Origin of the sequence: Brevibacillus fluminis, assembly GCF_052072235.1 — a bacterium.
In the GTDB taxonomy this organism is placed as follows: domain Bacteria; phylum Bacillota; class Bacilli; order Brevibacillales; family Brevibacillaceae; genus Brevibacillus_D; species Brevibacillus_D fluminis_A.
The window spans coordinates 2360808-2386459 of the sequence record NZ_CM125436.1 but is presented as its reverse complement, the minus strand read 5'-3'; the positions used below and the strand labels follow the sequence as shown (position 1 = coordinate 2386459).

Here is a 25652-nt window from a genome sequence, read left to right as displayed (position 1 = left end):
GAAGCGTTCATTCACGGTAAGTCGAAAACCCTATAGATTTTCTATATTCATTATAGAACGTACGTTTCTGTATTCGCAATAAAAACAAGAATGTTTGGAAAAAAGCCTTTTTCTAAATATGACATGATCAGCATGATTCCTACAAACGGTTACGCCGCTTTGCTCCAGAAAAAAGGAACAGGTTGCCGCTTCAACCCGTTCCGATCGTTTCTTTGTGTCTTTATTTTCCCGTCACCTGCTTCAAATAGGAGAGGTCGATAAAGCCGCTGATGTCCGCTTTGGTGGAGTAGCCCGCCTCTTCGCTGATTTTGGCCATCTCCTCCAGCACATTCTCATGCACTTCGTACGTGGCGTTGCTTCGCGCCACCGCCGCTTTGATCTCCTCGACGTTCATCTCTTTTCCGGTCAATGCTTTCAGCTGCTTGACCAAAATCGCAACCGCTTCATCCGGATGCTCCTTGATGAACCGGACGGCCCGCACATGCGCGCGGAGCAGCTTTTTCGTCAACTCGGGATTTCCATCTGTAAACGATTTCGTCGCCAGGACGACGGTATTGGTCGTCTCCTTGCCCCAGCCGAACCGGTCCCAGTCGAGCAAAATTTTGGCTCCCGCCTTTTTTTGCAAGTTCACGCCCCACGGCTCGGGCACGGCGGCAGCATCGACGTTTTGCTGCAAAAACAGCGTTGCCATGTCAGCAGGCGACTGTGCCATCACTTCAACGGTCCCGCCAAACCCTTTGATCCCCATCCCCGCTTCCTGCAGCACCTTGCGCAGCGCGAGATCCTGCGTGTTGCCGATTCCCGGGATCGCGACGCGCTTGCCATCCAGATCCTTGACGCTTGTGATGCCGGAGTCGGGCCGAACGACGAGCACCGCACCGCCGTCAACCGCTCCCGCCAAAATGTGATGCGTCGGGTTTTTCAAGTAGTTGATGAGCGCAGGACCCGGTCCTGTATAGCCGAAATCGATCTGTCCGGTCGAGATCGCCTCCATGAACAACCCGCCGTTTGGAAATGTTTTCGGTTCCAGCTTGATCCCGGGGCCAAGCTCCTCTTGAAAATAGCCTTTGTCCAATCCGACAATCGCCGCCATATGTGTCACATTGGGAAAATAGCCGAACCGTACGGTGTCTACAGGCTTCGGCTCCTGCGAGTAGCTGGCACAGCCCGTGAGCGTCAGTACGGTTAGAAGCCCTGCCAGCCAGGCGCGAATTCCATGTATGTTTTTCATGTCTCTCTCCTCCGCTCCCATGCCGCTACAGCCGTGTGCTGATGCCCCATTTGCGCGAAATGGTTTTTTCCATGCGCATGAACACCTGGTTGTCCATCAGCGTGCCGACCACCCCGATGATGATCATGATCGACAGCACCAGATCCATCGACTGGAGCGCCCGCCCCATTTCCAGCAGCTGTCCCAGGCCGCCTCCCGTACCGAGCAGCTCGCCGGCCATGAGCGCGCGCCAAGCGAATGCCCAGGCGATGCGCAAGCCGGAGATCAAGTGGGGGATCGATGCTGGCAGCACGACCGTGCGCAGCAGGTGGAGTCCGCTCGATCCCATCGTCTTGGCTACCTTCAAGTAAAGCGGTGACACGTTTTTGAAGCCTGTGCTCGCGTTGACCGTCATCGTCCACGTCGCCCCGATCGTCACGATGAACAAAATCGCGCCCTCGCCCAGCTTGAACCAGACGATCGCGAGCGGCAGCCAGACGATGCTCGGCACCGATTGCAGCGCCGTGATCAAAAAACCGAGCGTATCGTCGACCCATTTGTAGCGGGCGATCGCATAGCCCATCAAAAGCCCCAACGTGATCGCGATGGCAAACCCGATCACGAGCCGGCGCAGCGTGATGAAGGTCGCCTCCAAAATTTGTCCGCTCACAAGCCCGTGCCACAAGGTGCCGAGCACCGTCGCTTCCCCGTGCGACGAGATCAAAATCGGCGGCCATAAAAACGATGGAAACATACCGGATTTAGATATCGCTTCCCAGATTGTATAAAGGATCCCGATGAAGATGACCCTTCTTAAAATTGTACTCATCTCCCATTTCCTCCTTCAGCACTTTTGCCATCTCTTCTTCCAGGCTGTGCAATATTTTCTGTTCCAGATGGGCAAGCAGCGCATCGCCCGGATCACGCGGGAAGGACGCCTGCACCGGATACACTTTTTTGATACAGCCTGGGCGCGTTCCGAGCAACACGATCCGCTGCGAAAGCATGACCGCCTCCCGGATGTTGTGGGTGATGAAAATGATCGTTTTTCCCGTGCGTTGCCATATTTCTTGCAGCTCGGCATGCAGCACCATGCGCGTCTGTTCGTCGAGCGCAGCAAACGGCTCGTCCATGAGCAAGATCTCCGGGTCGAGAACCAATGCCCGGGCAATGGCCACCCGCTGCTTCATTCCGCCAGACAATTCATGCGGATACGATTTGGCGAATCGGCCCAGATGTACCATGCGAAGCCCTTCCATCGCCTTTTCTTCCGCCTCTTTTTTGCTGAGCTTGCGCAGCAATAGCCCATACATCACATTTTCCAGCACGCTCATCCACGGAAACAGTCCCGATTCCTGGAAGACGACGATGCGGTCGCGCCCCGGCCCTTTGACCTGCTTTCCATTGACCAGCACTTCTCCATTCGAGGGAAACTCGAGTCCGGCAACCATGTTGAGCAAGGTAGATTTTCCACAGCCTGACGGTCCCAAAAGCGAAATAAATTCCCCTGCTCCAATCTCCAGATCGACATCGCGAAGCACTTGCAGCGTCTGATTATTGGATTTGGCAAAAAGCTTGTTGACACCTTGAAGTACGACCTGCATCCCTGTTCCCCCGTTCAACGTTCCACTTTCTTTTACCAAGTTATACACTCGGAATTATATGAATTTTATTATTGGCAATTCAGTCGATTCTGTCAATGCTTTTTTCAGTAATTCCATCGGGACATACAACAGCTACTCCGCTTTTGCATACCCTGTGCCTAGCTGAATGCATTTGAAACAACTGAACCAACAGCAGGATTTGGAAGGATGAATGAACTATGTGCGGAATTACGGGATGGATTGATTGGGACCAAAATCTTGAATTGCAGCGCCATGTCGTCGCCAGCATGACGGCGTGCCTGGCGCTGCGCGGTCCGGATACGGAAGGGTTTCATGTGAAAGGCCCTGTCGCCTTGGGCCACCGCAGGCTTGTCGTCGTCGATCCGGCTGGCGGCGGACAGCCGATGACGCGGTACAAGGGCGATCATGCTTTCACCATGGTTTACAATGGGGAGCTGTACAATACCGAGGATATTCGTCGGGATTTAAAAGCGCGCGGCTATGAATTTCAGGCTCATTCGGACACGGAAGTCTTGCTCACCGCCTATCTGGAATGGGGCAGTGACTGTCTTTCGCGGCTGAATGGCATCTTTGCCTTCGCCATCTGGGACGAGACCGCGCAAACGCTGTTTCTTGCGCGAGATCGGATGGGCGTCAAGCCGCTGTTTTATGCCCAGCAGGGACGATCGTTTTATTTCGGCTCCGAGTTGAAAGCATTGCTTGCGCATCCTGACATCAAGCCGGAAATCGACGCAGAGGGGCTTGCCGAAATATTCGCCATCTCCCCTGCTCGCACCCCCGGTCACGGCGTCTTCCGCAACATCCGCGAGGTGCGGCCCGGCCATTCGCTGACGGTTACGCGCGAGGGCGTCAAACAGGAGCGGTACTGGGCGCTTGCGAGCAAGCCGCATACGGACGATTTCGCCACCACGGTGGAGACGATCCGGACGCTTCTGCTCGACTCGATCGACCGTCAGCTGGTGGCGGATGTGCCGGTCGCTACGCTGCTCTCCGGCGGCCTCGACTCGAGCATTATCACGGTGGTTGCGTCAAAGGTGTTTGAACAACAAGGCCGGGGTACCTTGCACACGTATTCCATCGACTACAAGGACAATGACCGGCATTTTGAGGCGAACGCGTTCCAGCCCAATTCGGATGCTCCTTACGCCCGTCTGATTTCGGAATTCGCCAAGACGGAGCACCACACGATCCAGTTCGATACGCCTGAACTGATCGCCGCGCTCAAAGACGCTGTCATCGCCCGCGACCTGCCCGGCATGACCGATGTGGACGCTTCGCTCTATCTGTTTTGCCGCGAGATCAAAAAGGAAAAAACCGTGGTGCTGTCCGGCGAATGTGCGGATGAGATTTTTGGCGGATACCCGTGGTTTTACCGTGAAGAGCTGCTGAACGCGGGCACATTCCCGTGGGCATCGATGACGGCCGAGCGCGCCAGCTGGCTCTCTGCTGAACTGCGGGAGGCGATCAAGCCGGAAGCATACGTCGCCCAGCGCTATCGGGAAACGCTGGACGAAATGCCGCGGCTCGCAGGCGAGGACCCTGCGGAAGCGAAACGGCGCGAAATGTTTTACCTGAATCTGAACTGGTTCATGAACACGCTGCTCGACCGCAAAGACCGGATGAGCATGGCCGCCAGCCTGGAAGCGCGCGTGCCGTTTTGCGACCATCGGATCGTCGAGTACGTCTGGAATGTTCCGTGGTCCATGAAATTCCATGAAGGGCGGGAAAAAGGCATCTTGCGCAAGGCGATGGAAGGGATTTTGCCGGATGAGGTGCTGTACCGCAAAAAAAGCCCGTATCCGAAAACGCACCACCCCGCCTATACCGAAGCGACGCGCAGCTGGCTGAAAGAAGTGCTGCACGATCCAACGTCCCCGCTCCTTGACTTGATTGACCGCGAGCACGTCAGCCGAATCGCCGATCTCGATGCCAAAGCGTCGGGCATTCCCTGGTTCGGCCAGCTGATGAGCACGCCGCAGCTGTTCGCCTATTTGGCGTCGGTTGATTTTTGGCTGCGTGAGTACCGTGTATCCGTAAAGCTGTAGCGATCGCAAAAAGCCGTCAGACCAGCCGACGGCTTTTGTTTTTTTACTTGTACACGAGCCGCGCGATCACCGCGTCGCCGCTTCCACTGACCTTCACTTCCACCATGGTGAGCTGATCGCGCCGGTCCTCGATTTCGCGTCCGGTATTCTCCGGCACGTAATACCGTTCGATTCCGTACCCGATGCTGATCTCACCGGTCCCCCCGCTGTCGATGTACCGCAGCGTCCCTTTCAGTGCGATCTGTCCCTGGGCCAGCTTCGGCAAGCTGCGATAGACGCCGACCGCTTCGTGCCACGGGTTCGTTTTTTGCTGCAAGATGACATAGACCGGGTGATCCTGATCGTCCCTCGTCACAACATGGGGCACAGCCGTGCCATCGATCCGCGCGATTTCATAATTGAGCACGACATAATCGCCATAGAACGGGTCGACCGGATCGACGGGTGCTGTTTTGAGCAGGACGCTCTGCCCGGTGAGCGCAACATACTGGTATTTGCCGACGATCGCGAGCAAGAGCGCGATCTGCAAAACGATAATCAAGAGGAGCCGCTTGTTCATTGGCCATCCCTCCTTGCTTCGTCCACCCAGTGGCGGCGCTTTCGTTCAAGCAGAAAGCTGATCGCAAGCAGCAGCGCGCCGCCCAGCAGAAGGAATACGGATTTGTCCATAAAGTCCCAGGCGAAATTGATGTACGCCACAAAGCACGAAATCCCGAAAAAGATCGCTCCCAGATTGATCCGGTACACTTCCCGCCGCTTTTCTCCCGTCATGATCATCACGCTGGAGAAGGCAAACAGGGAGATGATCAGCGGCACGCTCCAGTCTGCCAAAAGTACACCCGCGCTTGAAAGCGCAGTCGGCGCAAACACGAGCAAGAATGCGGCATACGGAATCAAGTCGCCCAGATCGGCTTTTTTCCCGCGCATGACCGCGATGACCGCTGAAGCCGCGATCAAGACTGCCAACATCAGGCAAGGCGCCAGATACGGGCCGGCCGGATGTGTCAGCCAATCGTCGATGAAAACCTGGAAGATGGTGTAGACAAAAATCCCCACGTAGCTGAGCACTCGCATCACCTGCCCAAACGGCTCGGCTTTGCCAAAGATAAGCTGCGAGCCAACGTAGAACGTAAGCAAAAGCAGCGGGTATGTCAGCACATGCTCCCATGCGCTCACATCGATCAAGGCGAACAAAAGAAAGCTGGCGAGCGAAAAGGTTACCGTTCCTGTGCCGCGAAAACGAAACAATAACGGCAGAATTCCCAGTGCAAACAGTGCATAATACACGGCCACAGAAACACCTTCACGCATGCCGTCCATTTCGCCGTAACAGGCCGAGACGGTCAAAATCAGCTGCAGCGCCACAAACAGCGCACGTTCCTTGTAATGCCAGACAAGCGCCAATGTCCCGACAAACCATAAGTAAAAGGCATTGAGCGGATTGGCTGACAGATGGTACATTTGGCCGATCAGAAAAAATCCGGCGCCGAATATCACGGTCCCGATGAGTGTCACAGCCGTGCCCAACCGTGCGTAGCCGCGCGTGCGCAGCCGGTCCGCCCCTGCATACGCGAGCGCCATCGACGCAAAAATAATCACCAGCTTGGCAATGGGCGCAATCCCCGACCAGTTCGAGGCGATAAACGCCAGCACGCCGAGACCAAACAGGATGGCGGCCAGGATCGGCAGGACACTCACCCGGTTTACCGCTGGATACCGCTCCAGGATTCGCTCCTGCTGCTCGGGGGTAATGACGCCGTCTTTTACCCAAGCCGCCGATTCTTGCTGAATCAGAGTCCGTTTGTCCATCTCCATCACCTCCTAAGTGAAGTGGTTTCTACTTTAATAGACGTATTGTTTGGTGGTTTGTTTCGGAAAATGGGCTGTGGGGGGGTGGAGGCGAGGAATTTTTGCAAGAAAGCTCCGCGAAAGGCATTACAATGCCTGCTGGGGGGCTTTCGCTCCGCTTTCTTGCAAAAATTCCTTCGTAGCTGCTGGGAATGATAAAGAAGAATCCTCGGTTCACCGAGGATTCTTTTCGCTTGCTATATTATTCCGCAGAAAACACGATTTTACCATCCATCACGGTAAGCACGGCCTTCGTCTCCGGGATTTGTTCTACCGGTACGTCGAACAGGTTGCGGTCCAATACGGCGATGTCGGCCAGTTTGCCGGCTTCGAGCGTGCCGAGTTCGTGCTCGCGCTCCGTGCCGTATGCGCCGCCCCATGTGTAGGCGCGCAGGGCGTCGGCGAGGCTGACGCGCTGTTCCGGGTGCCATACGTTTTTTCCGCTGCTGTCGAGGCGCGTGACGGCGCGGTGGATCTGGATCATCGGGTTCAGCACGTCGATCGGGAAGTCGCTGCTGAAGGCAAGCGGTGCCCCTGCCTGCTGAAGGGAACGGGTGACGAACACGTACGGCTCACGCTCGGCGCCGATCCGCTCGGTATAGACACCCCGCTCCGACATGGCCATATGGTCAGGCTGCTGGGACGCGATGACGCCCAATTGGCCGAATCGCGCGATGTCATCCGGATGAATGACCTCGACGTGCTCCACCGCGTGGCGGCGGTCGCGCGGACCATTTACCTTGGCCGCTTGCTCGAACGCATCCAGGGCGAGTCGGATCGCCGCTTCCCCGATGGAGTGGAAACGCACGTTGAAGCCCTCTTTATCGGCTTCCTCCACCCATTTCATAATGGTCTCCACCGGGAATGCAGGCTCCCCTTCATGCCCCTCCATATCCGCATACGAGCCGATCAGCCATGCGGTCCGTCCGGTAATGACGCCGTCGATGAACTGCTTTAACCCCGATACGCGCAGCTTGTCCGACTGGTACATCTCCCGTTGGCTGCGGGCACGCTCCAAATCCCCGTCCAGTGCAGGGAACAGGTGCACGCGCGAGGTCAGCTCGCCTTTTTCTTCCGCCTCGCGGAACAACGTGAAATCATCCAGCTTTTTGCTGATGTCGGTCCCGTACAGATCGGACACGGACGTAATCCCGCATGATCTCGCTTCCTTCAAAAAATTTTGGAACAGCGCCATTTTCTTCTCGCGCGGCAAGTCAAATGCCTTGTTTGCGACAAGACCGATCGCGCCTTCATACAAAATACCGGTCGCCTCGCCCGCTTCATCACGCGCAATGATGCCAAACGGCGGATTTTCCGAATCGCGGGTGATTCCAGCCAGTTCCAGCGCTTTGCTGTTCACCCATGCATAGTGCCCTTCCGCATGGAACAACAGCACCGGGCGATCCGGAAAATCCTTGTCCAGCGAATGGCGTGTCGGCAGTTCCTGATTGTCCCAATACGCAGCGTCCCACACAAAACCGAGCACCCATTCGTCGGCCGGGACGTTTTGCGCATGTTGGCGCACCATGTCGATCGCCTCTTGCTGGGAGCGCGCCTGAAACAGCTGCACACCCTCCATCGCGATGCTGCCGAACATGATATGCAGGTGGAAGTCATGCATCCCCGGCAGAATCAGCCGATCGCCTGCGTCATATTCCTTTGTTTGCGGCCCTTTATAAGCGGCGACCTCCTCTTTGCTTCCGACCGCTGCGATCTTGTTGCCGACGATCGCGATAGCGGCCGGCTCCGGCTTGTCCGACAAGCCTGTAAACACCGCATTGCCCGATAAAATCAAATCTGCGTATGGTTGTGTATTCATATCGTACATCTCCTGTTTTTAGAAAATATCAGAGGTAGAGTTTTGCTCCGGATCATCCAGATGGATGTTCGGCGGCGGCAGGCGGAACATCTTGGTGATGTAGGCGAGATAACCGATCCCGATGACGAGCCAGGCCGTTCCCAGGATCAGCGAATGCATATCCAGCTTCGCCCAGAAAATGCCGGTAATGATGGCGCCGATCGCCGGAACAAGCAAATAGCGAATCACATTGACGCCCGAACGCTGCTTGTTGCGGATGAAGAAATGGGAAATCACAGACAGGTTGACGAAGACGAAAGCGAACAATGCGCCGTAGTTGATGAATGCGGTCGCCGTCATCAGATCGAAGAACAGCGCCGACATCGCGATCAACCCGATCAGCAGCAAATTGAGCACCGGTGTCTGGAACCTCGGCGACAAATAGCCGAAAAATTTGCGCGGCAGCACATTTTCCCGCCCCATCGCGTACAGGATGCGGGAAGCGCTCGCGCCGGACGCCATCGCCGAGGCAAAAGCAGCCGTCATGGAGATTACGAGGAACAGCGCATCGAGAAACGCATTTTTCAATACTCCGAAGATTTCGAACACAGCGGATTCAGGATCTTGAAACGTAAACGATGGATGCACAAGCTGCGCAAAATACGTATCGGCCACATAAAGCAGGCCACCGATCAACGTGATCAAAATAATGGCGGTTGGCAATGTTTTCACCGGGTTTTTCGTTTCCTCGGCAAGCGTCGTGACGGCATCAAAGCCCAAAAACGTAAAGCACAAAATCGGAATGACCGCCATCAATCCCCCCATCTGCACGTTGGGATCGTAAAACGGCGTGAGCGAGACAAGCGTGCCGGAGCCTTTGCCAGCAAGCAGCCCTTGAATCGCAAAAACGACAAACAGCACACACAAGAGCAGCTGCGCGATCACCAGGATAGCGTTTACATTCGCAGCCAGGCGAATTCCCAAAATGTTGACCGTCGTCACGATGACGATGAACGATATAATCCAGACGGCCATCGGCACACCGGGAAAATAGTTGGAGACGAAAATGCCGACAAGCAGGGAACTGATCATCGGGGAAAAAACATAGTCAAGCAAAATGGTCCAGCCGACCAAAAAGCCGAGGTGCGGGCTGATCGACCGCTGTGTGAAGGTATACGCGGAACCCGCGATCGGAAAAGCTTTCACCAGCATCCCATAGCTGATGGCGGTAAACAGCATGACGACCATCGCCATGGCATACGCGGTCGGCATCATCCCTTGCACAATTTCTCCGGCAACCCCATATGTCGCAAAAACCGTCGCCGGTGCCATAAAAGCCAACCCAAACAAGACAACATGCCGCAGCGACAGCGTCCGGTTCAACGATTGTGTTTGTGCTCCTTCTTTCATACATACGCCCCCCAATAACGTGCTTTCCTGAACGGTTCGTGGATGGATGGAAGCCGCTGTGCGCCTGCGTGCGAAAACGCTTGCAGGTTGGTTCAGTCACCAACCCATCGCATCTGAATCAAATGGTTGCGTTGCGCTTTGCGTTTTCAAGAATCAGCCTGTCAAAATCATGGAAAGCAACACGGCTACGAGAAACAATTGCTGTGGCATGGCTTCACCTCTTAACTAACTAATATTCGTTAGGTAGAGTATAAAGCGAAAGCGCGAAAATTGTCAATCAATTTGCGCATGCTTGTTTGTGATGCCAAGCCAGAAATTTTTCCACGCCGCTTCCAGACGCTGCGTCATGGCGTCTTTGCCGTAGTACGACATTTGCAGAAACACGCCATCAATCGTGCAATAATACGCTGCGATGAGAGACTCGGGTTTTTCATCGCGCACGACTCCCGCTTCGATGCCCGCGACAAAAATCTCGCGCAAAATTTGCGAGAGGCTCTCTTCTGACGTGATGAACCGCTCACGGATTTTGTCTTGCAAAAAGTCTGGCGGAAACAGCATGGTGCGTTTGAGGAACTCCGCACGCACTTCGTTTTGCAAATAAAACCGGCATGTTTCATGGAAAATCAGCGACAGCTTCTCTTCTACCGTCGCTTCTTCAATATTTTCAATGATTTGCTCCACATGGCTGACTTCCTGCCAGGATAGGTCGGCAAAAACCGAGAGAAACAAATCTTCTTTCCCTTTAAAGTGTGCAAAAATAGAAGGTGTCTTGATGCCCACCCGTTTCGCGATTTCTGCAAGGGCTGTCCCATTGTAGCCATTTTGTGCGAACAAGCACATCGCTTCGTGCTTGATTTTATCCTTCGTCATATGATCACCCATATCTCCCACGTCATTGTAGTGAGATTATAGCCGATTTCGCTAAGCCTGTCTAATAATCTGGAAACAAATGAAAAGAGTGTGAAAAGCCAGAAAAAACGGCGTTCCCCTTACCTGCTGAGACAGGGGGGCCGCCGCTTTTTCCTGATGCGAGGTTTCGCCCTGAAGAATTAGACGACGGCGGCACCTACGATGACAAGCAACACAAAGAGAACCAAAACCAATGCAAACTCATCGTTGTTAAAGAGACCCATTTCAATTCCCTCCTCCCCTACTGTTCTCAACCATTTTATGGGAAGGACACGATTCTGTGTTAGGCTATTCGCCCGTTTTTGGCGAAATGAGGCTGTTACCAAGTAAAAAACCACCCGTTCATTCGGATGGTTGACTTTGAAATAAGAAACGCAAGAAATGCTATAAGCCAGGTTCTGTCTCTCCCGTGCTGCAATCGGGGCAACCCCTCGCACAAAGAGCGGTAGCCATCTATCTATGGCAAAATTGCCATCCGTCCCTTCCGTTTGATTCCTTCAGGACGGTTCCCCTACCAAATTTGGGTTTCTCGCTCGCAGGGTTTACCGCGTTCCATCTTTTCTGTCGCCAGAAAAGCTACGTTTCTGTGGCACTTTCAGCGTACTCGGGTCTACGTGAGAACCCTTTTCGCGCCGTCAGCAAAGCGCAATGCCTCACTGCCCTGGTTTGCACCAGGTACGAACACTCCAGGCATCTCAGCCTGGGCGAGCCTGGACTTTCCTCTATCGCCCGCCGTCAAAAACGGCTGCGACAGCGACTACCCACATTTCTTGCGTATATTCTTTTTTATCGGTGCTGAATCGATCAGCAAGAAATACTTTATCACACCGAGCGTGAGAGGTCAACTACCGGATGATGGAAGGAAGACGGCATCCTGGCATGGTCAGTCTATCGCTCCTGTAGTAAAATAAAGAGAAGTCATTTTTGTTACGATCGTTGGGAGGATACACATGATTACCATAACCCCGGCCGCTTCCGCCCTGCTGCGCGACATACTTGCGGCCGAGACTGACGCTGACGCGCTTGGCATCAAAGTGCTCGTCACGACAACCGGCTGCAGCAGCTATTCGTTTTCCATCGCCATGACAGAACCGGGTGCGTCGGATCGGGTCACGTGGATCGATGGCATCCGCTTGTTGACGACAGAGAGTGAGGAAGCCTTCCTGGACGGGCTGATCATCGATCGAAATCGTGAAAACGGGCGCCTGCAAATCTTTCATCCCACACAGCTGCAAGGCGGCTGTTCGCTCCCGTAACGACCTTTCGATGTGATGCCAGCCTATCTATTGCAAGGAGGATTTTCATGTTAGTGTTACCATTTGACGGCAAACTGCCCTCGATTCACCCTTCCGTTTTTCTCGCAAACGGCGTGCTCGTCTCCGGCGATGTCACCATCGGCGAGGAATCGAATATTTGGTACAACACGGTGATCCGCGGCGACATCGCGCCGACGATGATCGGACGCCGCGTCAGTGTTCAGGATAACAGCACCTTGCACCAAAGCCCGAACAAACCGCTAATTCTCGAAGATGAGGTGACCGTGGGCCACAATGCCGTCCTGCACAGCTGCATCGTGCGCAGGGGCGCATTGATCGGTATGGGTGCGATCGTTTTGGATGGCGCCGAGATCGGCGAAGAAGCAATGGTCGGCGCAGGCGCCCTGGTTCCGCCAGGCATGAAAGTGCCGCCACGCTCGCTCGTCATCGGCTCGCCTGCCAAAGTGAAGCGCGAATTGACGGAAGCCGATTTCAAGGAATTGGTTCGCATTCGCCAGTCATATGCGGAAAAAGGGCAAATCTACAAACGCCTGGAAACGGAAGCGCGCTTGCAGGAGACGCAAACGAAATAATCTGATCGTAGATGCAAAAACAACCTCAGCCAGTACGTTGCTGGTAAAGGTTGTTTTTGCGTTTCGGAGCAAATTCGTCATCATCCCGCAACCAAAAGAAAAAAGCGGCTAGCTCGCCGCCTTTTTGCTCTATTTCCCCACTCCTTGCGTTTCTCTCATATACATCAACAGCTGATACGACCGAATCGCCGTTTCCAGATGCGCACGATCCGGTTCCTTGCAGGTCACATATTTTTGCAGCACCCCGGATAGCCAATAAACCGGCTTGAAAATGCGCCGCAAGTATCGGTCAAACACCATCGCAGCCGCCATGCCGGCAAATCCGATGAGCACGCTCCATTCCAAAGCGCCTGTAAACGGCAGGCTCGCCAGAAAGCACAGGAAAAAGTAGGTGACGGAATTGGTCGAACAGCCGGAATTGACGATGTTGGCGCGTTTGACCGCTTCCCATGCTTCCGGATGTTTCGGCCCGTTGTAGCTGAATACTTTATGTTCGGCACCATGATACTTTTTTAACTGGCGCGGAAAGATGAAATGGAAGCCTGCGGCATAGACCAAAATCCACAGCGGATCGAACCACGTTTCCGCCACACCGAACAAGACCGCGCACAACAGCATGAGATGAAACAGCTGATAATACCAGGGAAGGGTAAACGCGATGCGCACCCACATTTTGCCGATTGTCCGCAGCGTAATTTTTTCCGACCACACATGGATCACGCCATGCTTCATCTCCGCGCAAGCCAGATACGTGCGGTCATGAAAGAATACGCCGCGATTGAAGGATATTCCCATTACCATTTCAACGCTTCTCCTCCTGTCCAAATGTGAGTATAATAGGAAGAATGTATGGAGAACTTAGGAGGTTTACAATCTTGATACGTCTTGTACCAACAACGCCCCTTACGCCACAGCGCGATCCGTGGGAACCGCTTTTCAACGCGACGCCCCCTGCCTATAAACTGACCAGTGTTGAATTCACCGTCACGAATATGTGCAACCTGCGCTGCGAGCATTGCGCAGTCGGCGATACGCTGATGCTGCGCGATGACGAAATTTTGCCGATGGAGCTGATCTTGAAGCGTCTTGATGAAGCGGAAGACCTGCTTACCATCAGTATAACAGGCGGCGAACCGATGTACAGCGAGCAAACCGTCAAAAAGACGATTTTGCCGCTTCTGCAATATGCCACCCGGCGCGGTTTGCGGACCCAGATCAACTCGAACGTCTCTCTTCCGTTTTCCCGCTACGAGCTGCTGCTTCCCTTTCTGGATGTCATGCACATCTCGTGGAACTGGTCAAATGAGGAAGAATTCCATAACATCGTTTACGCAAAGGCGAAGCAAAAAGTTTCAATCAAACAAGCTGGCATGCTCTTCCAGACGATGATGGACAATGCGCGCAAGCTTTCCGATGCCGGCGTCTTCGTTTCAGCTGAGTCGATGATCAACATTCGCACGCACGACAAGCTCGATGTGCTGCACCGGCAAATCCGCGAAATGGGCTGCCAGCGCCACGAAGTGCATCCGATGTATCCGAGCGATTTTGCCCGCGATATGGAGGTGCTTTCGCTCGATCAGGTGCGCGCGGCGATCCATCACCTGCTCGATGTCCGCGATGAGAACATGTGGATGCTGTTCGGCACGCTGCCGTTCTTCGCCTGCAGCCCGAGCGAGGTGGACCGCGAGCTGATCTTGCGCCTGCGCGAAGCGAAAAACGTGACCGTGCGCAACGATCCTGACGGCCGCAATCGCTTGAACATCAACGTTTTCACGGGCGAATGCATCGTGACCGACTTCGGCGATGTGGAGCCGCTCGGCAACATCCGCCACGACAGCCTGTCTGACATGTTTGCCCGCTGGCAGGCGCACCCGATTAACCAAACGATCAGCTGCCATTGCCCGGCCGCCAAATGCGCCGGACCGAACCTTTTGGTCGCGAACGCCTATTATCCCGAAACCAATTTCCGGGAGCGGCGCGCATTGATCTAGCGCTGCGCCCCCAACACAAAACATCCCGGCTCGCGTAACATTGCGAACCGGGATGTTTTCATTTCTGTCCTGTCGGGTTGAAGCAGCTCACGCTTTTCTTGCGTCACTGTTTGCTACAATCGCTTTTCCTTTGAGCAGCGGGGCCAGGACAATGATCGCGAGCAGGAAAAAGCTGCCTGCCGTTTCGTAAATGGTAACAATGCCCACCATGTCCTTCAACCATCCTGCGGCGCTCATCATGATCACCATCATCCCCATGAACAGCGGCGTCAACACGCCGTTCACGCGTCCAACAAACGATTGCTCGCTGTTGGTCAAAATCATCGTATTGATGCCGATGTGGATGCACGGGAAAAACAAGCCGTTTAAAAATTGCATGGCGAGCGTCAGCCCCAGGCTGGTGGACAACCCCATGCCAAGCGCCGTGATGCTTGAGGCGAGTATGCCCGTTGCCATCATTTTCGCTGGTGCGATTTTTTTCGCCAGCCCCATCATTACCCCGCCACCGGCCAGCATCGCAATTCCTTGCGTCGTCAACAGCCATTGCAAATACTCTTTGGGCAATCCCAATCGCTCCACCACAAGGAACACGCCGAGCGGCTGAAGGACCCCCGACACGACCCCTGCGATGACCATAACGGCTCCAAGCAAGCGCAGCACCGGTTTTGACCAGACATAGCGCAAGCCTGCCACAAGCTCCTGCCGCACGGTAGTGGTCTGCTTCCCTGCGCTCGCTTCATCTTTTGGCAACCTTGCGAGAACGGCTGCGGACAGCAGGAAGCAAATGCCCATCGTGCCGATCGCCGGCTCGATCCCATAGCGTTGATAGATGAACCCGCCAAAAATCGGTCCGATGACCATGAACATCGCCATTGTCGTCTGGAACATGGCCATCCCCGTTGGCAGCTGCGCTTCCGCAACATGCCGCTTGAACAGTTTCAGCGCAGCAGGCTGGGAAAACTGGGAGAGCATCGCGGAAATCAAGGTTGCGAAAAAGATCGCCTTCCAGCTCCCCAGCGTAATCGCCACCAACACCATTCCGACGGAAATCGCGCTCAACAGATCGCACCAAACCATCGTCCGCTTCGGCTTCCAGCGATCCGCAAACGTTCCTCCCACCAACGAAAACAGGAAGATCGGCGCGAATTGCGCGACGGAAATCAAGCCTACCGCATACGCATTATTGTTCGTTTTCTCCATCACATACAAGAGAATGGCGAAATTGCGCACCCAGATTCCCAGCTGAAGCAAAATTTGCGACAGCATGATCGTACGGAAAATCGCGTTATGAAAAAGGGAGGGCTGCTTTTGGCGATCCGTTGCAGCTGTCACGTTCGCTCCCTCTCTTTCGTCTCGCGGTAGCCCGGTTCTTCCGTATTTTGCAATTCCAGCCGCCAGATGCGTTCCAGTTCAGCCAGTTTTTCTTGGTATTGCTTCAATACATCCGGTGTCGCGGTTTCGTTTTCCTTTGGTTCGAGCTGCTGTAAAATATCGAAGGAGAACTGTTCCTCCCCCGCTTCATTCCAATCCCGCTGCAGCGCTTTATCGATATGGCTGCCGAGCTTGAGCGTAAAACGCTGCCGATTGAAAATCGCGGGCAAATTCATGCTTCCGGCGATCAGCGCCTTCCCGTCACGCTTATTGTAAATTTGATAAATTCCCATCGGTTTTAACCCTTCTTTGTACGCGCGTATCGCGTCTTTCCGTGATTGCCGTTCCATTTTGTCCGACTCCTTTTTTTCATACTCGTTATGATTTCACCCAGTAGCTGCTGCCGTCGGCTTTGCGATCCATGAACCCGTAATCGATCAAATAGCGCCGCAGCGTCACATGATCCGCATGCGCGGTGCTCAAAATATCATTGACTTCCTTTTCGGTGTACGTCCGTTTCGGATCGAAGCGTTTGATCACATGGCGCATGATGGCAACTTTGCGCTTCTCCTTTTTCGGAAATTCCGTCATCAGGCCGTCCAATCCGTCAGGAAAATACGTGCGCAAAATCGCTTCGCTCTCCTCCTCGGTAATCGCATACCGCTCATCGAGCATCGTCGCGGTGCGGTGAATGCTGATGAACTTCGTCTGCTTGACAGGCCGCTGCTCCAGCAAGTCCATCAGCGCGAGAAAAACTTTCGCCTGCTTGGCTTTTTCCCGCAGTGCAAAGCGGTGATTGCGGATCGTCGATGTGCTCCCGCCTGTTTCCTTGACAATATCGCTGTCGCTCGTCCCTGCGTAAAAGTGGCGGAGCAGCTGCTTTTGCAGGTCGGTCAAACCTGTGACTTTTTTGTCCAGTTCAAGCAAATAGGCAAACATGGACTCATGTTCCTGTTCCAGATGCAGACGCGCGTATTTTTCCGCTTCATACAGCTTGCCGTCATGCGGATAGATGACGCCCTGTTCAAAAGTGGACCCGCAGACGAGACAGATGAATGACTCTGACTCTGTGTCAAAGCGGTAGCCGCGCTTCATCTCATCGAGCGATGCGCTCCAGAATAGATCAGACAGATTACTCACGATAGATCAACTCAACTTTCGTTTGTTTATTTTATAGACATATTACATTAATGTTTGTTATTTTGCAATAGACGAAAGGAACGTGTCTGTCCCGTTAAGCGACAAAGAGCAGCGTCTTGGTTGCACAAAAAAACCAGCCACGCTGGCTGGTCTGCTGCTGGTTTCAACGGGTGTGAACCGACTGCAGGAGCGTTAGGAACGCACGTACATACAGCTCACCCGTTTTCCTTTATTTGCTCTCAAAATAATCGGGATGATCTTCCTGTTTGGAGGATTTCAGCATCGTTTTGCTGATTTTCCCAGCCCGATCGAAGGAATCGAACATTTGGTCAATGACTTCAACCAGCTCCCTGACCTGCACAACCTTACCGCGAATCCCATCGAAATGGCGAATGATTCCGCTAATACCGGCCATGATTGCACCTCCTCGCTTTCTCTCTCTGCTTTAGCGTATGCAAAAGCGGATGGAGCGGGCAAAGTGTCATGGCATGGCGGAATGCCCATTTTTGCTACAGATCGTGATCCGCGCGTTTGGTTTTGCCGATCCGCCGCTTCATTTTTTTCAGCAGCGTGGAATGATCGACACCGAGCTGCAATGCCGCCTGGCGGATCGAAGCATGCCTCCCGATCGCTTCCTGAATGATCCGGTGCTCGAACTGCTCCACGCGTTCCTTCAGCGAAAACGAGCGGAATTCTTCCCGTTCCTGGTCAAAAATATGCGGCGGCAAATCGTAAGGCTCGATCAGGGAAGACGGGATCGAAACGACCAGATTTTCCATCGTGTTGCGCAGCTCCCTGACGTTCCCGGGCCAGTGGTAGCTGTTCAATAACTCCCGGGCTTGATCGGACAGCTGCTTGTCCACTTTGTACTGCTTGCAAAAGAATGAGAAGAAATGATGCACGAGCAAGGGAACGTCGTCCTGCCGTTCTTCCAGTGGCGGAATCTGGATTTCCACGACATTCAGCCGATAATACAGATCCTCGCGAAACTTGCCTGCGCGAACCAGCTCGCGCAAATTTTGATTCGTCGCGGAGATGATGCGGATGTCCAGGCTGCGCGGCTTGATTCCGCCGATCCGCATGATTTGCTTCTCCTGTATGACCCGCAGCAGCTTCACTTGAATCGCCATCGGCATTTCGCCGACTTCGTCGAGCATGACGGTCCCGCCGTCAGCCAGCTCCAGAAGGCCGATTTTGCCTTCGCGATTGGCACCGGTAAATGCGCCTTTTTCATAGCCAAACAATTCGGATTCGAGCAATGCCTCGGGGATCGCACCGCAGTTCACTTTGATAAATGGCTGCTGCTCCCGTTTGCTGTAATGATGAACCAGATTGGCGATCACTTCCTTGCCCGCCCCCGACGGTCCTGTCAGGAGAATTCCGGTCGGATAGGGGGCGACCTGCTGCACTTTTTCATAGATGCGCATCATTTTTTGGCTTTGAAACACGATTTGCTGCTCGGCGCCGTCGATTTCCACCGCATACCGATGATTTTGCATTTGGAAAATCGTTTTGGCTTTTTTCAATTCGCGCTTCAATTCATTCAAATAGGTAATGTCCCGGACTGAGATGACCACGAGCTGGATGGAGCCGTCCGCTGCGAAGACCGGATTGCCCGTGACCAGCACATCCTTTTTTTGTCCGCCGATTTTTTGCACCATCGTGACGCTCTTTTTTTGTTCCAATACCAAAAGCGAGACGGATTGGTCAAAAAAACCTTCCCGCGCCAGTTCGGCGACATGGCGCCCGACCATCTGCTCACGGCGGTAGCCAATCATGTCCTCATACGCCGCATTCAGCAAGACGGTGATCCCGTTGCCATCCACGACATAAATCCCGTCGATCGAGTGCTCGATGATGCTGGTAAGCAGGCTCGCCTCCATCCTGATCCCCCTTCCTGACACCTTTGTCATGCGGAATTTTTTCCTGTTCTGGTGAATTTCTTCACCAAATGAATTCGCTTACATTCGCCATTCCCCTTTTGCACCTGGTGAATTTTTTCCGCATGTTCTTTTTTTCATCCTGTGCAAAACGCACTATTCTTCTCTGGCATAAGACATGCAATAGTATGCGATCAGATGGAAGAGCTGTCATGCAGCGCTTTATCAAGCCAAAACATTATGAGGAGGCGTTATTATGTCAAACATCATCAAACCTCATCCGAAGCTGTACGTGATGGACAACGGCCGTATGCGAATGGATAAAAACTGGATGATTGCCATGCACAATCCGGCTACGCTGGCCAATCCGAACATGCCGGCGACGTTTGTGGAATTCCCGATCTATACGGTCTTGATCGATCATCCCGAAGGCAAAATCCTGTTTGACACCGCTTGCAATCCCGAATCCATGGGTCCCGAAGGTCGTTGGAGCCAAACGACCCAAAGCATGTTCCCCTGGACGCCTGGTGAAGAATGCTATTTGCATCATCGACTTGAACAGCTGCGCGTGCGTCCGGAGGAAATCAAATTCGTCGTCGCGTCCCACCTCCATCTCGACCATGCCGGCTGCCTGGAGATGTTCACCAATGCCACCATCATCGTGCACGAGGATGAACTGAACGGGACATTGCAAAGCTACGCCCGCAACCAGAAGGAAGGCGCATATGTCTGGGCCGATATCGATGCCTGGATCAAAAATAATCTGCAGTGGCGCACGGTGAAAAAAGAAGAGGACAATCTCGATTTGGCAGCAGGCATTAAAGTGCTGAACTTCGGCAGCGGCCACGCCTGGGGGTTGCTTGGCTTGCAGGTGGATTTGCCTGAGACCGGCAGCATCATCCTCGCCTCGGACGCCATTTACACAGCCGAAAGCTATGGCCCTCCCATCAAGCCGCCAGGCATCATCTATGATTCGCTCGGCTATGTCAAAACGGTGGAAAAAATCAAGCGGCTTGCCAAGCAAACGGATGCGCAAGTGTGGTTCGGGCATGACGCCGAACAGTTCAAAAACTTCCGCAAGTCAACGGAGGGCTATTACGAATAACGAAAAGGAGTTTTCGCCATGTCAACTGCCAGACTCGCCTTTGCCCCGCTCTCTTACACAGGCTGGGGCTCGCTCGACAAGCTGGTGCCGGAAGTAACCCGGTTTCATGCCGCCCGGATCTTGATTGTCACCGATCCGATCCTCGAACAAATCGGGCTGACCGATCGGGTCAAGCATCCATTGGTTGAAGCCGGTTTGGCGGTGGACGTGTACACGGGCGTCGTGCCGGAGCCACCGCTTGAAGTCGGGGAAGCATTGGTCGCCTACACCCGGGAACATCGGTTCGACCTCATCATCGGCCTCGGCGGCGGCTCCGCGCTTGATTTGACCAAGCTGGCCGCAGTGCTCGCCGTCCAGGAAGGAAGCGTTTCCGATTATTTGGCCATGACCGCGACCCGTACCTTGTCCCGAAAAGGACTGCCCAAAATTTTGATCCCGACGACGGCTGGCACTGGCTCCGAAATCACGAACATCTCGGTCCTGACCTTGCCGACGACCAAAGACGTGATCGCCCATGATTTTTTGCTGGCCGATGTCGCGATTGTAGACCCGCAGCTGACGTTGTCCATGCCGCCGCGCGTCACCGCAGCAACCGGCATCGATGCGCTGACGCATGCGATTGAAGCATACGTCTCCTTGCTCGCCAGCCCGACCACCGACGGCCTAGCGCTGCAAGCGGTCCGCATGATCAGCCAGTCCCTGCCGCGCGCCGTCCGGAATGGCTCGGACAAAGAGGCACGAACGGCGATGAGCCATGCCAGCTACATGGCGGGAATCGCTTTTTTCAACGCCGGAGTCGCGGCTGTGCACGCGCTTGCTTATCCGCTCGGGGGGCAATTCCATCTGTCCCACGGCGATTCCAATGCCGTGCTTCTCCCGTATGTGATGGGGTACATTCGAAAAAGCTGCACGAAGCGTTTGGCCGATCTCTTGAATGCGCTTGGCGGCAATTCAGCTTATGTATCGGAAGAAGACGCCTCCATTCGCTGTATTGAAGCCATCAAGCGGCTTGTCGCGGAGGTCGGCATCCCGACTACGTTACAACAGTTTGGTATTCCTGAATCAGCGCTTGATGCGCTCACCGATGACGGCGTTCTGCAGAAACGGCTGCTCGCCCGCAGTCCAATGCCGCTTGCACGCGAGGACATCCGTGCCATTTATCAAGCTGCTTTCGACGGTGTCATCGCAGAGGCGCCATAGGTGCCGGTTTTCCCAAAAAAACACGCCATCCACACGTTTTGCGCGGATCGCGTGTTTTTTTCTTATCGGCTTTCCAGACGGGTGACGCGGCGCTCCAGACGATCCATGCGATTCGTCAATCGGTCGACTCTGTTTTCCAGGCGATCGAGGCGGCGCTCGACGCTTCCAGGTCCTGGTCCCGGCCCCGGCCCCGGCCCTGGTGCTGGCCCTGGCCCCGGTGCTGGTCCCGAAACCGGGATGTAGAGGGTTTGCCCGACATAAATGTAATAAGGCGGCGCGATCCGGTTGACGCGAATCAGCTCCTGCACCGGAATCCCGAAACGGGCGGCGATGCTGTTCAGCGTATCGCCAGGTCGAACGGTATAGTTCACTTCCACCACTCCTTTTCTGAGCACTCGATACTAACCTATGCCCGGATGAGGGCTGATGGCATGCGTCACTTGCCCATTTTTGCAGAAAATCGCGCCGCTTCCGCGATTACACACGAAAAAAGGGGCTGTCCCCCGTCTTTCCAGACGTGCGGGACACCCCTTTTCATTTTTGTTTCACCTTATTTAAAAACAGGTTCAGCAAACTCAGCCAAACGCTCTTTGGAGCTTTTTTCTACATCGGCATGCAGGCTGTTGCCGTGCGAATCCATCGTCACGATCGCCGCGAAGCCTTTGACGCGCAGATGCCACATGGCTTCCGGAATGCCGAACTCCATGAAGTCAACGCCTTCGACTTTTTCCATGCATCGCGCATAGTATTGCGCTGCGCCGCCGATCGCGTTCAAGTATACCGCACCGTGCTCACCGAGCGCTTTCAACGTTTTCGCACCCATGCCGCCTTTACCGATCACCGCGCGGATGCCGAACTTTTTGATAATATCGCCTTGGTACGGCTCCTCGCGAATGCTCGTGGTCGGACCTGCCGCTTTCACGTGCCACTCGCCTTCCTGGTCTTTGAGCATAACCGGTCCGCAATGATAGATGATGCCGCCGTTCAAATCAACCGGGCAATCGTGATCCATCAAATATTTGTGCAGCGCATCGCGGCCTGTGTGCATTTCGCCGTTGATGATGACCACATCGCCGACTTTCAGGCTGCGGATTTGCTCTTCGCTGATCGGTGCTTGCAGCACGATCTCGCGGCGCTCTTCACCCTCGGCAGCCGCAACCGGCGCTGCTTGATCCATTTTCACTTCTTCATCTTTATACACGTATTTGATGATTTCGCCGGTATTGACATCCACTTGCACGCCTTGGCGACGGAACGCCCAGCAGTTGTACGCAACGGAAACGAAGAAACTCGCTGGCAGGCGATTTTCCACGCCGATCTTACAGCCGAGCAGCGTCGTGTTGCCGCCGAAGCCCATCGTACCGATCCCGAGCTTGTTGGCGTTTTCCATAATGTATGCTTCCAGCTTGGCCAAATCTTCGTTCGGATTCACATCGTCGACGCGGCGGAACAGCTGATGCTTCGCCAGCGCGTAGCCGGATGTGCGATCGCCGCCGATACCGACGCCGATGAAGCCTGCGCTGCAGCCCTGGCCTTGCGCTTGGTATACCGCATGCAGGATGCATTTGCGAATGCCGTCCAGATCGCGGCCCGCTTTGCCCAAGCCTTCCAGTTCGGTTGGCAGCGAATACTGGATGTTCTTGTTTTCACAACCGCCGCCTTTGAGAATCAGCTTCACTTCCGCATAGTCGTTTTCCCATTGCTCGAAGTGAATGACCGGTGTTCCTGCTCCCAGATTGTTGCCGGAGTTTTCGCCTGTGAGCGAATCAACCGAATTGGGGCGCAATTTACCGGTTTTGGTCGCTTCCACGACCGCTTCGAGAATCGCTTTTTTCATCTCGATTTGGTTTGCGCCTACTGGCGTCTTGATTTCAAAAGTCGGCATTCCTGTATCCTGGCAGATTGGGGATACGTTTTCTTCCGCCATCACGATGTTTTCCGCGATCGTCGCCAAAGACAGCGCAGAACGGGTGCCCGCATCCTCATTTTGTTTGGCAGCGTTGATCGCGACGCGCACGTCAGGTGGCAAATACGTAGACGTTTCGGTGATCAGCGCAAGCATGCTCTCTTTAAACTTTTCCATCTATGTCGCCTCTTTCAATCTAGTAAGTGTAAAGTCTCACGAAACGTCTACTATTATAGCACACCTGCACGTTTGGTGAGCGCCAAGTTTTTTTACAGGGTGGCGGAAACAAAAAGGAGGATGTGCCGTCAAAGAAGTAGAAAACCTTGCCAATCGGAAAGGAAGGTCCCCATGAAAAAATTACGTTGGCTAACCGGCACGCTCAGCGCCTTGATGATCACCGCTGCCGCTTTTCTCTTTTTTCCCCCGGATTCGTTTGCTACCGATGTATCCAACGCAAAGAGCACGGTATCTCCCCCTTCAACCGAGCCTCTTCCCGTCATCGGAACCGAAGAAAAACTGCGGCAATTGCTGAAAAAAGCGAGCGAGCAGCAACAGGCATTCGGCCGCGGTGTCATGGTGTTTGAGCAGGCGACAGCCGCTCCTGCTGCAAAAGCTGAGGCGCCCGCAATGGCCGAACAGCGCGACTACTCGGCAACAAATGTGCAGGTCCAAGGCGTGGACGAGGGCGATGTGATCAAAACGGACGGAACCTATCTGTACCAAGCGTCCGGTGAAAACGTAGTCATTACCCGCGCTTATCCTGCAACAGACATGAAAATTGTGAAGACGCTCCGTTTCGATGGCGGCACGTTTATGCCAAGCGAGCTGTACGTGGATGACAGCCACCTGGTCGTCATCGGCACCTCGTCCACGAGAACGATTCCATCCAAAAAAGCATCCGCTGCTGAAATCGCCCAGCCCACCTATTCGCCGACGGTGCACGCCTATGTGTACGATATTCGCGACAAGGCCCACATCGCCAAAGTACGCGAGCTGGAGCTTGACGGCAGCTATGTCTCGTCACGCAAGATCGGTTCGTCGCTGTATCTGGTCAGCAGCAAATATTTGGACTACTACCCGTTTGTGGAGCGCAAAGAGCCGATGGAAATGCCGGTCTTTCGCGACAGCAAGCAATCGGAAGAGTATCAGTCCATCAGTCTGAAGGACACCCGCTATTTTCCTGATCGCGTCGAGCCCAACTATTTGCTGATCGGTGCGGTCAATCTGGATGCGAACAAGGAGATGAAGGTGTCCTCCTATCTTGGCTCCGGCGAAAATGTGTACGCCTCTACCGACCATCTCTATGTCACATTGACCCAATGGGAGCAAGCGCCTGTCCAGCCGATGGCGAAAATGGCGGGGGATTCGTTCTTCCGCGTGATGCCGCCCTCGAATCAAACAAGCAGCATTTACAAATTTGCCTTGAAAGCCGATGCCGTCTCCTATGAAGGGAAGGGGGAGGTTCCCGGCACGATCCTGAACCAGTTTTCGCTCGATGAGCACAATGGCTACCTGCGCATCGCCACCACCAATGGCGACTTGTTCCGGACTGACGAGCATACGTCCAAAAACAACATCTACGTGCTCGATGAAAAGCTGACGATCGCGGGAAAGCTTGAAGGAATTGCGCCCGGCGAAAAAATTTATTCCGCCCGCTTCATGGGAGACCGCGCCTATATGGTCACCTTCAAAAAAGTCGATCCGCTGTTTGTCATCGATCTGAAACAGCCGCGTGCGCCCAAAATACTCGGCGCGCTGAAAATCCCAGGCTACAGCGATTACCTGCATCCGTACGATGAAAACCATGTCATCGGCTTCGGCAAAGACACGATTGAGGCGATGGACAGCAAGCGCAATTTCGCCTGGTACCAAGGGATGAAGATCGCGCTGTTCGATGTCACCGATGTCACGCATCCGGTTGAACAATTCAAAGAGATCATCGGCGACCGCGGTACCGATTCCGAGCTGTTGCGCGACCATCGCGCATTGCTGTTCTCCCGCGAGAAAAACTTGCTTGCCTTCCCCGTCACCGTCATGACGCTCAAACCGGAGGACAAAGAGAAAAATACCGCTTCAACCGACTTTCCAGCCTACGGGGAGTTTTCGTTCCAAGGGGCCTATGTTTATTCGCTCGATCTGAAAAACGGCTTCCAGCTGCGCAAAAAAATTACCCACCTCGCCCCCGATGCAGCGCAAAAGGCGGGTGCCAACTGGTATGACAGCAACGACAACATCCAGCGAATCTTGTATATCGATGATGCGCTCTATACCGTCAGTCCAACGAAAATCAAAGCGTTCTCCATGACGACGCTCGCCCAGCAAGGAGAACTCGATCTCGCAAAATAGCCCGGTTCGCGCCTCTGTT

General features: G+C 54.2%; 24 protein-coding genes and 1 other RNA gene. 7 read left to right on the top strand and 18 right to left on the bottom strand.

Annotation, left to right across the window (positions count from 1 at the left end; translation table 11 throughout):
* Positions 1–220 precede the first annotated feature (220 nt).
* The 3 genes from ACTID9_RS11770 to ACTID9_RS11760 are packed head-to-tail and all read right to left on the bottom strand — an operon-like array spanning position 221 to position 2814.
* Positions 221–1231 carry an aliphatic sulfonate ABC transporter substrate-binding protein gene (locus tag ACTID9_RS11770; protein ID WP_441071430.1) on the bottom strand — a complete coding sequence of 337 codons (1011 nt, stop codon included), beginning with the start codon at positions 1229–1231 and terminating at the stop codon, positions 221–223.
* A gap of 25 nt (positions 1232–1256) precedes the next feature.
* Positions 1257–2039, bottom strand: coding sequence for an ABC transporter permease (locus ACTID9_RS11765; protein ID WP_441071429.1), 783 nt, complete (start codon positions 2037–2039; stop codon positions 1257–1259).
* On the bottom strand, positions 1972–2814 hold the full coding sequence (locus ACTID9_RS11760) for an ABC transporter ATP-binding protein (RefSeq protein WP_441071428.1): 843 nt from the start codon (positions 2812–2814) through the stop codon (positions 1972–1974). The genes ACTID9_RS11765 and ACTID9_RS11760 overlap by 68 nt, the downstream gene beginning before the upstream one ends.
* 218 nt (positions 2815–3032) lie before the next feature.
* Between ACTID9_RS11760 and asnB the strand changes: the two genes are divergently transcribed.
* Positions 3033–4880, top strand: a complete 1848-nt coding sequence (gene asnB / locus ACTID9_RS11755; protein WP_441071427.1) for an asparagine synthase (glutamine-hydrolyzing) — start codon at positions 3033–3035, stop codon at positions 4878–4880.
* A gap of 43 nt (positions 4881–4923) precedes the next feature.
* Here the strand turns inward: asnB and ACTID9_RS11750 are convergent, their stop codons facing one another.
* The 7 genes from ACTID9_RS11750 to rnpB all read right to left on the bottom strand — a co-directional run bounded on the left by ACTID9_RS11750 (position 4924) and on the right by rnpB (position 11614).
* Entirely contained in the window at positions 4924–5439 is a 516-nt protein-coding gene (locus ACTID9_RS11750; RefSeq protein ID WP_441071426.1) for a GDYXXLXY domain-containing protein, read from the bottom strand.
* Positions 5436–6689: a DUF2157 domain-containing protein gene (locus ACTID9_RS11745; protein ID WP_441071425.1), complete on the bottom strand. Its 1254-nt coding sequence runs from the start codon at positions 6687–6689 to the stop codon at positions 5436–5438. Before ACTID9_RS11745 ends, ACTID9_RS11750 begins: the two co-directional genes overlap by 4 nt.
* 241 nt (positions 6690–6930) lie before the next feature.
* Positions 6931–8547 carry an amidohydrolase gene (locus ACTID9_RS11740; RefSeq protein WP_441071424.1) on the bottom strand — a complete coding sequence of 539 codons (1617 nt, stop codon included), beginning with the start codon at positions 8545–8547 and terminating at the stop codon, positions 6931–6933.
* Between the two features lie 18 nt (positions 8548–8565).
* Complete coding sequence (locus ACTID9_RS11735; RefSeq protein ID WP_441071423.1) at positions 8566–9936, bottom strand: APC family permease; 1371 nt, start codon at positions 9934–9936, stop codon at positions 8566–8568.
* 273 nt (positions 9937–10209) lie between these two features.
* A complete protein-coding gene (locus ACTID9_RS11730) occupies positions 10210–10806 on the bottom strand; it encodes a TetR/AcrR family transcriptional regulator (RefSeq protein ID WP_441071422.1) in 597 nt (198 codons plus the stop codon).
* Between the two features lie 179 nt (positions 10807–10985).
* Complete coding sequence (locus ACTID9_RS11725; RefSeq protein WP_122919582.1) at positions 10986–11069, bottom strand: YjcZ family sporulation protein; 84 nt, start codon at positions 11067–11069, stop codon at positions 10986–10988.
* A gap of 158 nt (positions 11070–11227) precedes the next feature.
* Positions 11228–11614, bottom strand: an RNA gene (rnpB, locus tag ACTID9_RS11720) — RNase P RNA component class B.
* A gap of 181 nt (positions 11615–11795) precedes the next feature.
* Here rnpB and ACTID9_RS11715 point away from each other — a divergent pair.
* The gene (locus ACTID9_RS11715) at positions 11796–12101 is read left to right on the top strand and encodes a HesB/IscA family protein (RefSeq protein ID WP_441071421.1); all 306 of its coding nucleotides are present in this window, start codon (positions 11796–11798) and stop codon (positions 12099–12101) included.
* A 47-nt stretch (positions 12102–12148) separates the two neighbouring features.
* Positions 12149–12694: a gamma carbonic anhydrase gene (locus tag ACTID9_RS11710; RefSeq protein ID WP_441071420.1), complete on the top strand. Its 546-nt coding sequence runs from the start codon at positions 12149–12151 to the stop codon at positions 12692–12694.
* A 129-nt stretch (positions 12695–12823) separates the two neighbouring features.
* Here ACTID9_RS11710 and ACTID9_RS11705 read toward each other — a convergent pair whose 3' ends face one another.
* On the bottom strand, positions 12824–13495 hold the full coding sequence (locus ACTID9_RS11705; RefSeq protein ID WP_441071419.1) for a DUF1385 domain-containing protein: 672 nt from the start codon (positions 13493–13495) through the stop codon (positions 12824–12826).
* 74 nt (positions 13496–13569) lie between these two features.
* Here ACTID9_RS11705 and yfkAB point away from each other — a divergent pair, with 74 nt between their 5' ends.
* Positions 13570–14685, top strand: coding sequence for a radical SAM/CxCxxxxC motif protein YfkAB (yfkAB, locus tag ACTID9_RS11700; RefSeq protein WP_441071418.1), 1116 nt, complete (start codon positions 13570–13572; stop codon positions 14683–14685).
* An 87-nt stretch (positions 14686–14772) separates the two neighbouring features.
* On the opposite strand, the gene ACTID9_RS11695 is transcribed toward yfkAB, so the two are convergent.
* From ACTID9_RS11695 to ACTID9_RS11675, 5 genes are all read right to left on the bottom strand, one after another.
* Positions 14773–16017: an MFS transporter gene (locus tag ACTID9_RS11695; RefSeq protein ID WP_441071417.1), complete on the bottom strand. Its 1245-nt coding sequence runs from the start codon at positions 16015–16017 to the stop codon at positions 14773–14775.
* Positions 16014–16406 (bottom strand): GIY-YIG nuclease family protein, encoded by a 393-nt coding sequence (locus tag ACTID9_RS11690; RefSeq protein ID WP_441071416.1) that lies wholly within the window; start codon positions 16404–16406, stop codon positions 16014–16016. Before ACTID9_RS11690 ends, ACTID9_RS11695 begins: the two co-directional genes overlap by 4 nt.
* A 28-nt stretch (positions 16407–16434) precedes the next feature.
* Positions 16435–17196, bottom strand: a complete 762-nt coding sequence (locus ACTID9_RS11685; protein ID WP_441071415.1) for a DUF2087 domain-containing protein — start codon at positions 17194–17196, stop codon at positions 16435–16437.
* A 229-nt stretch (positions 17197–17425) separates the two neighbouring features.
* Positions 17426–17611: a hypothetical protein gene (locus ACTID9_RS11680; RefSeq protein ID WP_441071414.1), complete on the bottom strand. Its 186-nt coding sequence runs from the start codon at positions 17609–17611 to the stop codon at positions 17426–17428.
* Between the two features lie 94 nt (positions 17612–17705).
* The gene (locus tag ACTID9_RS11675) at positions 17706–19079 is read right to left on the bottom strand and encodes a sigma-54 interaction domain-containing protein (RefSeq protein ID WP_441071413.1); all 1374 of its coding nucleotides are present in this window, start codon (positions 19077–19079) and stop codon (positions 17706–17708) included.
* Positions 19080–19332: 253 nt separating this feature from the next.
* Here ACTID9_RS11675 and ahlS point away from each other — a divergent pair, with 253 nt between their 5' ends.
* Positions 19333–20181, top strand: coding sequence for an AhlS family quorum-quenching N-acyl homoserine lactonase (gene ahlS, locus ACTID9_RS11670; RefSeq protein WP_441071412.1), 849 nt, complete (start codon positions 19333–19335; stop codon positions 20179–20181).
* An 18-nt stretch (positions 20182–20199) separates the two neighbouring features.
* Positions 20200–21381, top strand: coding sequence for an iron-containing alcohol dehydrogenase (locus ACTID9_RS11665; RefSeq protein WP_441071411.1), 1182 nt, complete (start codon positions 20200–20202; stop codon positions 21379–21381).
* Between the two features lie 62 nt (positions 21382–21443).
* Here the strand turns inward: ACTID9_RS11665 and ACTID9_RS11660 are convergent, their stop codons facing one another.
* Together ACTID9_RS11660 and ACTID9_RS11655 are read right to left on the bottom strand one after the other, a co-directional pair.
* Positions 21444–21752, bottom strand: coding sequence for a LysM peptidoglycan-binding domain-containing protein (locus tag ACTID9_RS11660; RefSeq protein WP_441071410.1), 309 nt, complete (start codon positions 21750–21752; stop codon positions 21444–21446).
* Between the two features lie 179 nt (positions 21753–21931).
* The gene (locus ACTID9_RS11655; RefSeq protein ID WP_441071409.1) at positions 21932–23464 is read right to left on the bottom strand and encodes a fumarate hydratase; all 1533 of its coding nucleotides are present in this window, start codon (positions 23462–23464) and stop codon (positions 21932–21934) included.
* 171 nt (positions 23465–23635) lie between these two features.
* Here ACTID9_RS11655 and ACTID9_RS11650 point away from each other — a divergent pair, with 171 nt between their 5' ends.
* A complete protein-coding gene (locus tag ACTID9_RS11650) occupies positions 23636–25633 on the top strand; it encodes a beta-propeller domain-containing protein (protein ID WP_441071408.1) in 1998 nt (665 codons plus the stop codon).
* Positions 25634–25652 lie beyond the last annotated feature (19 nt).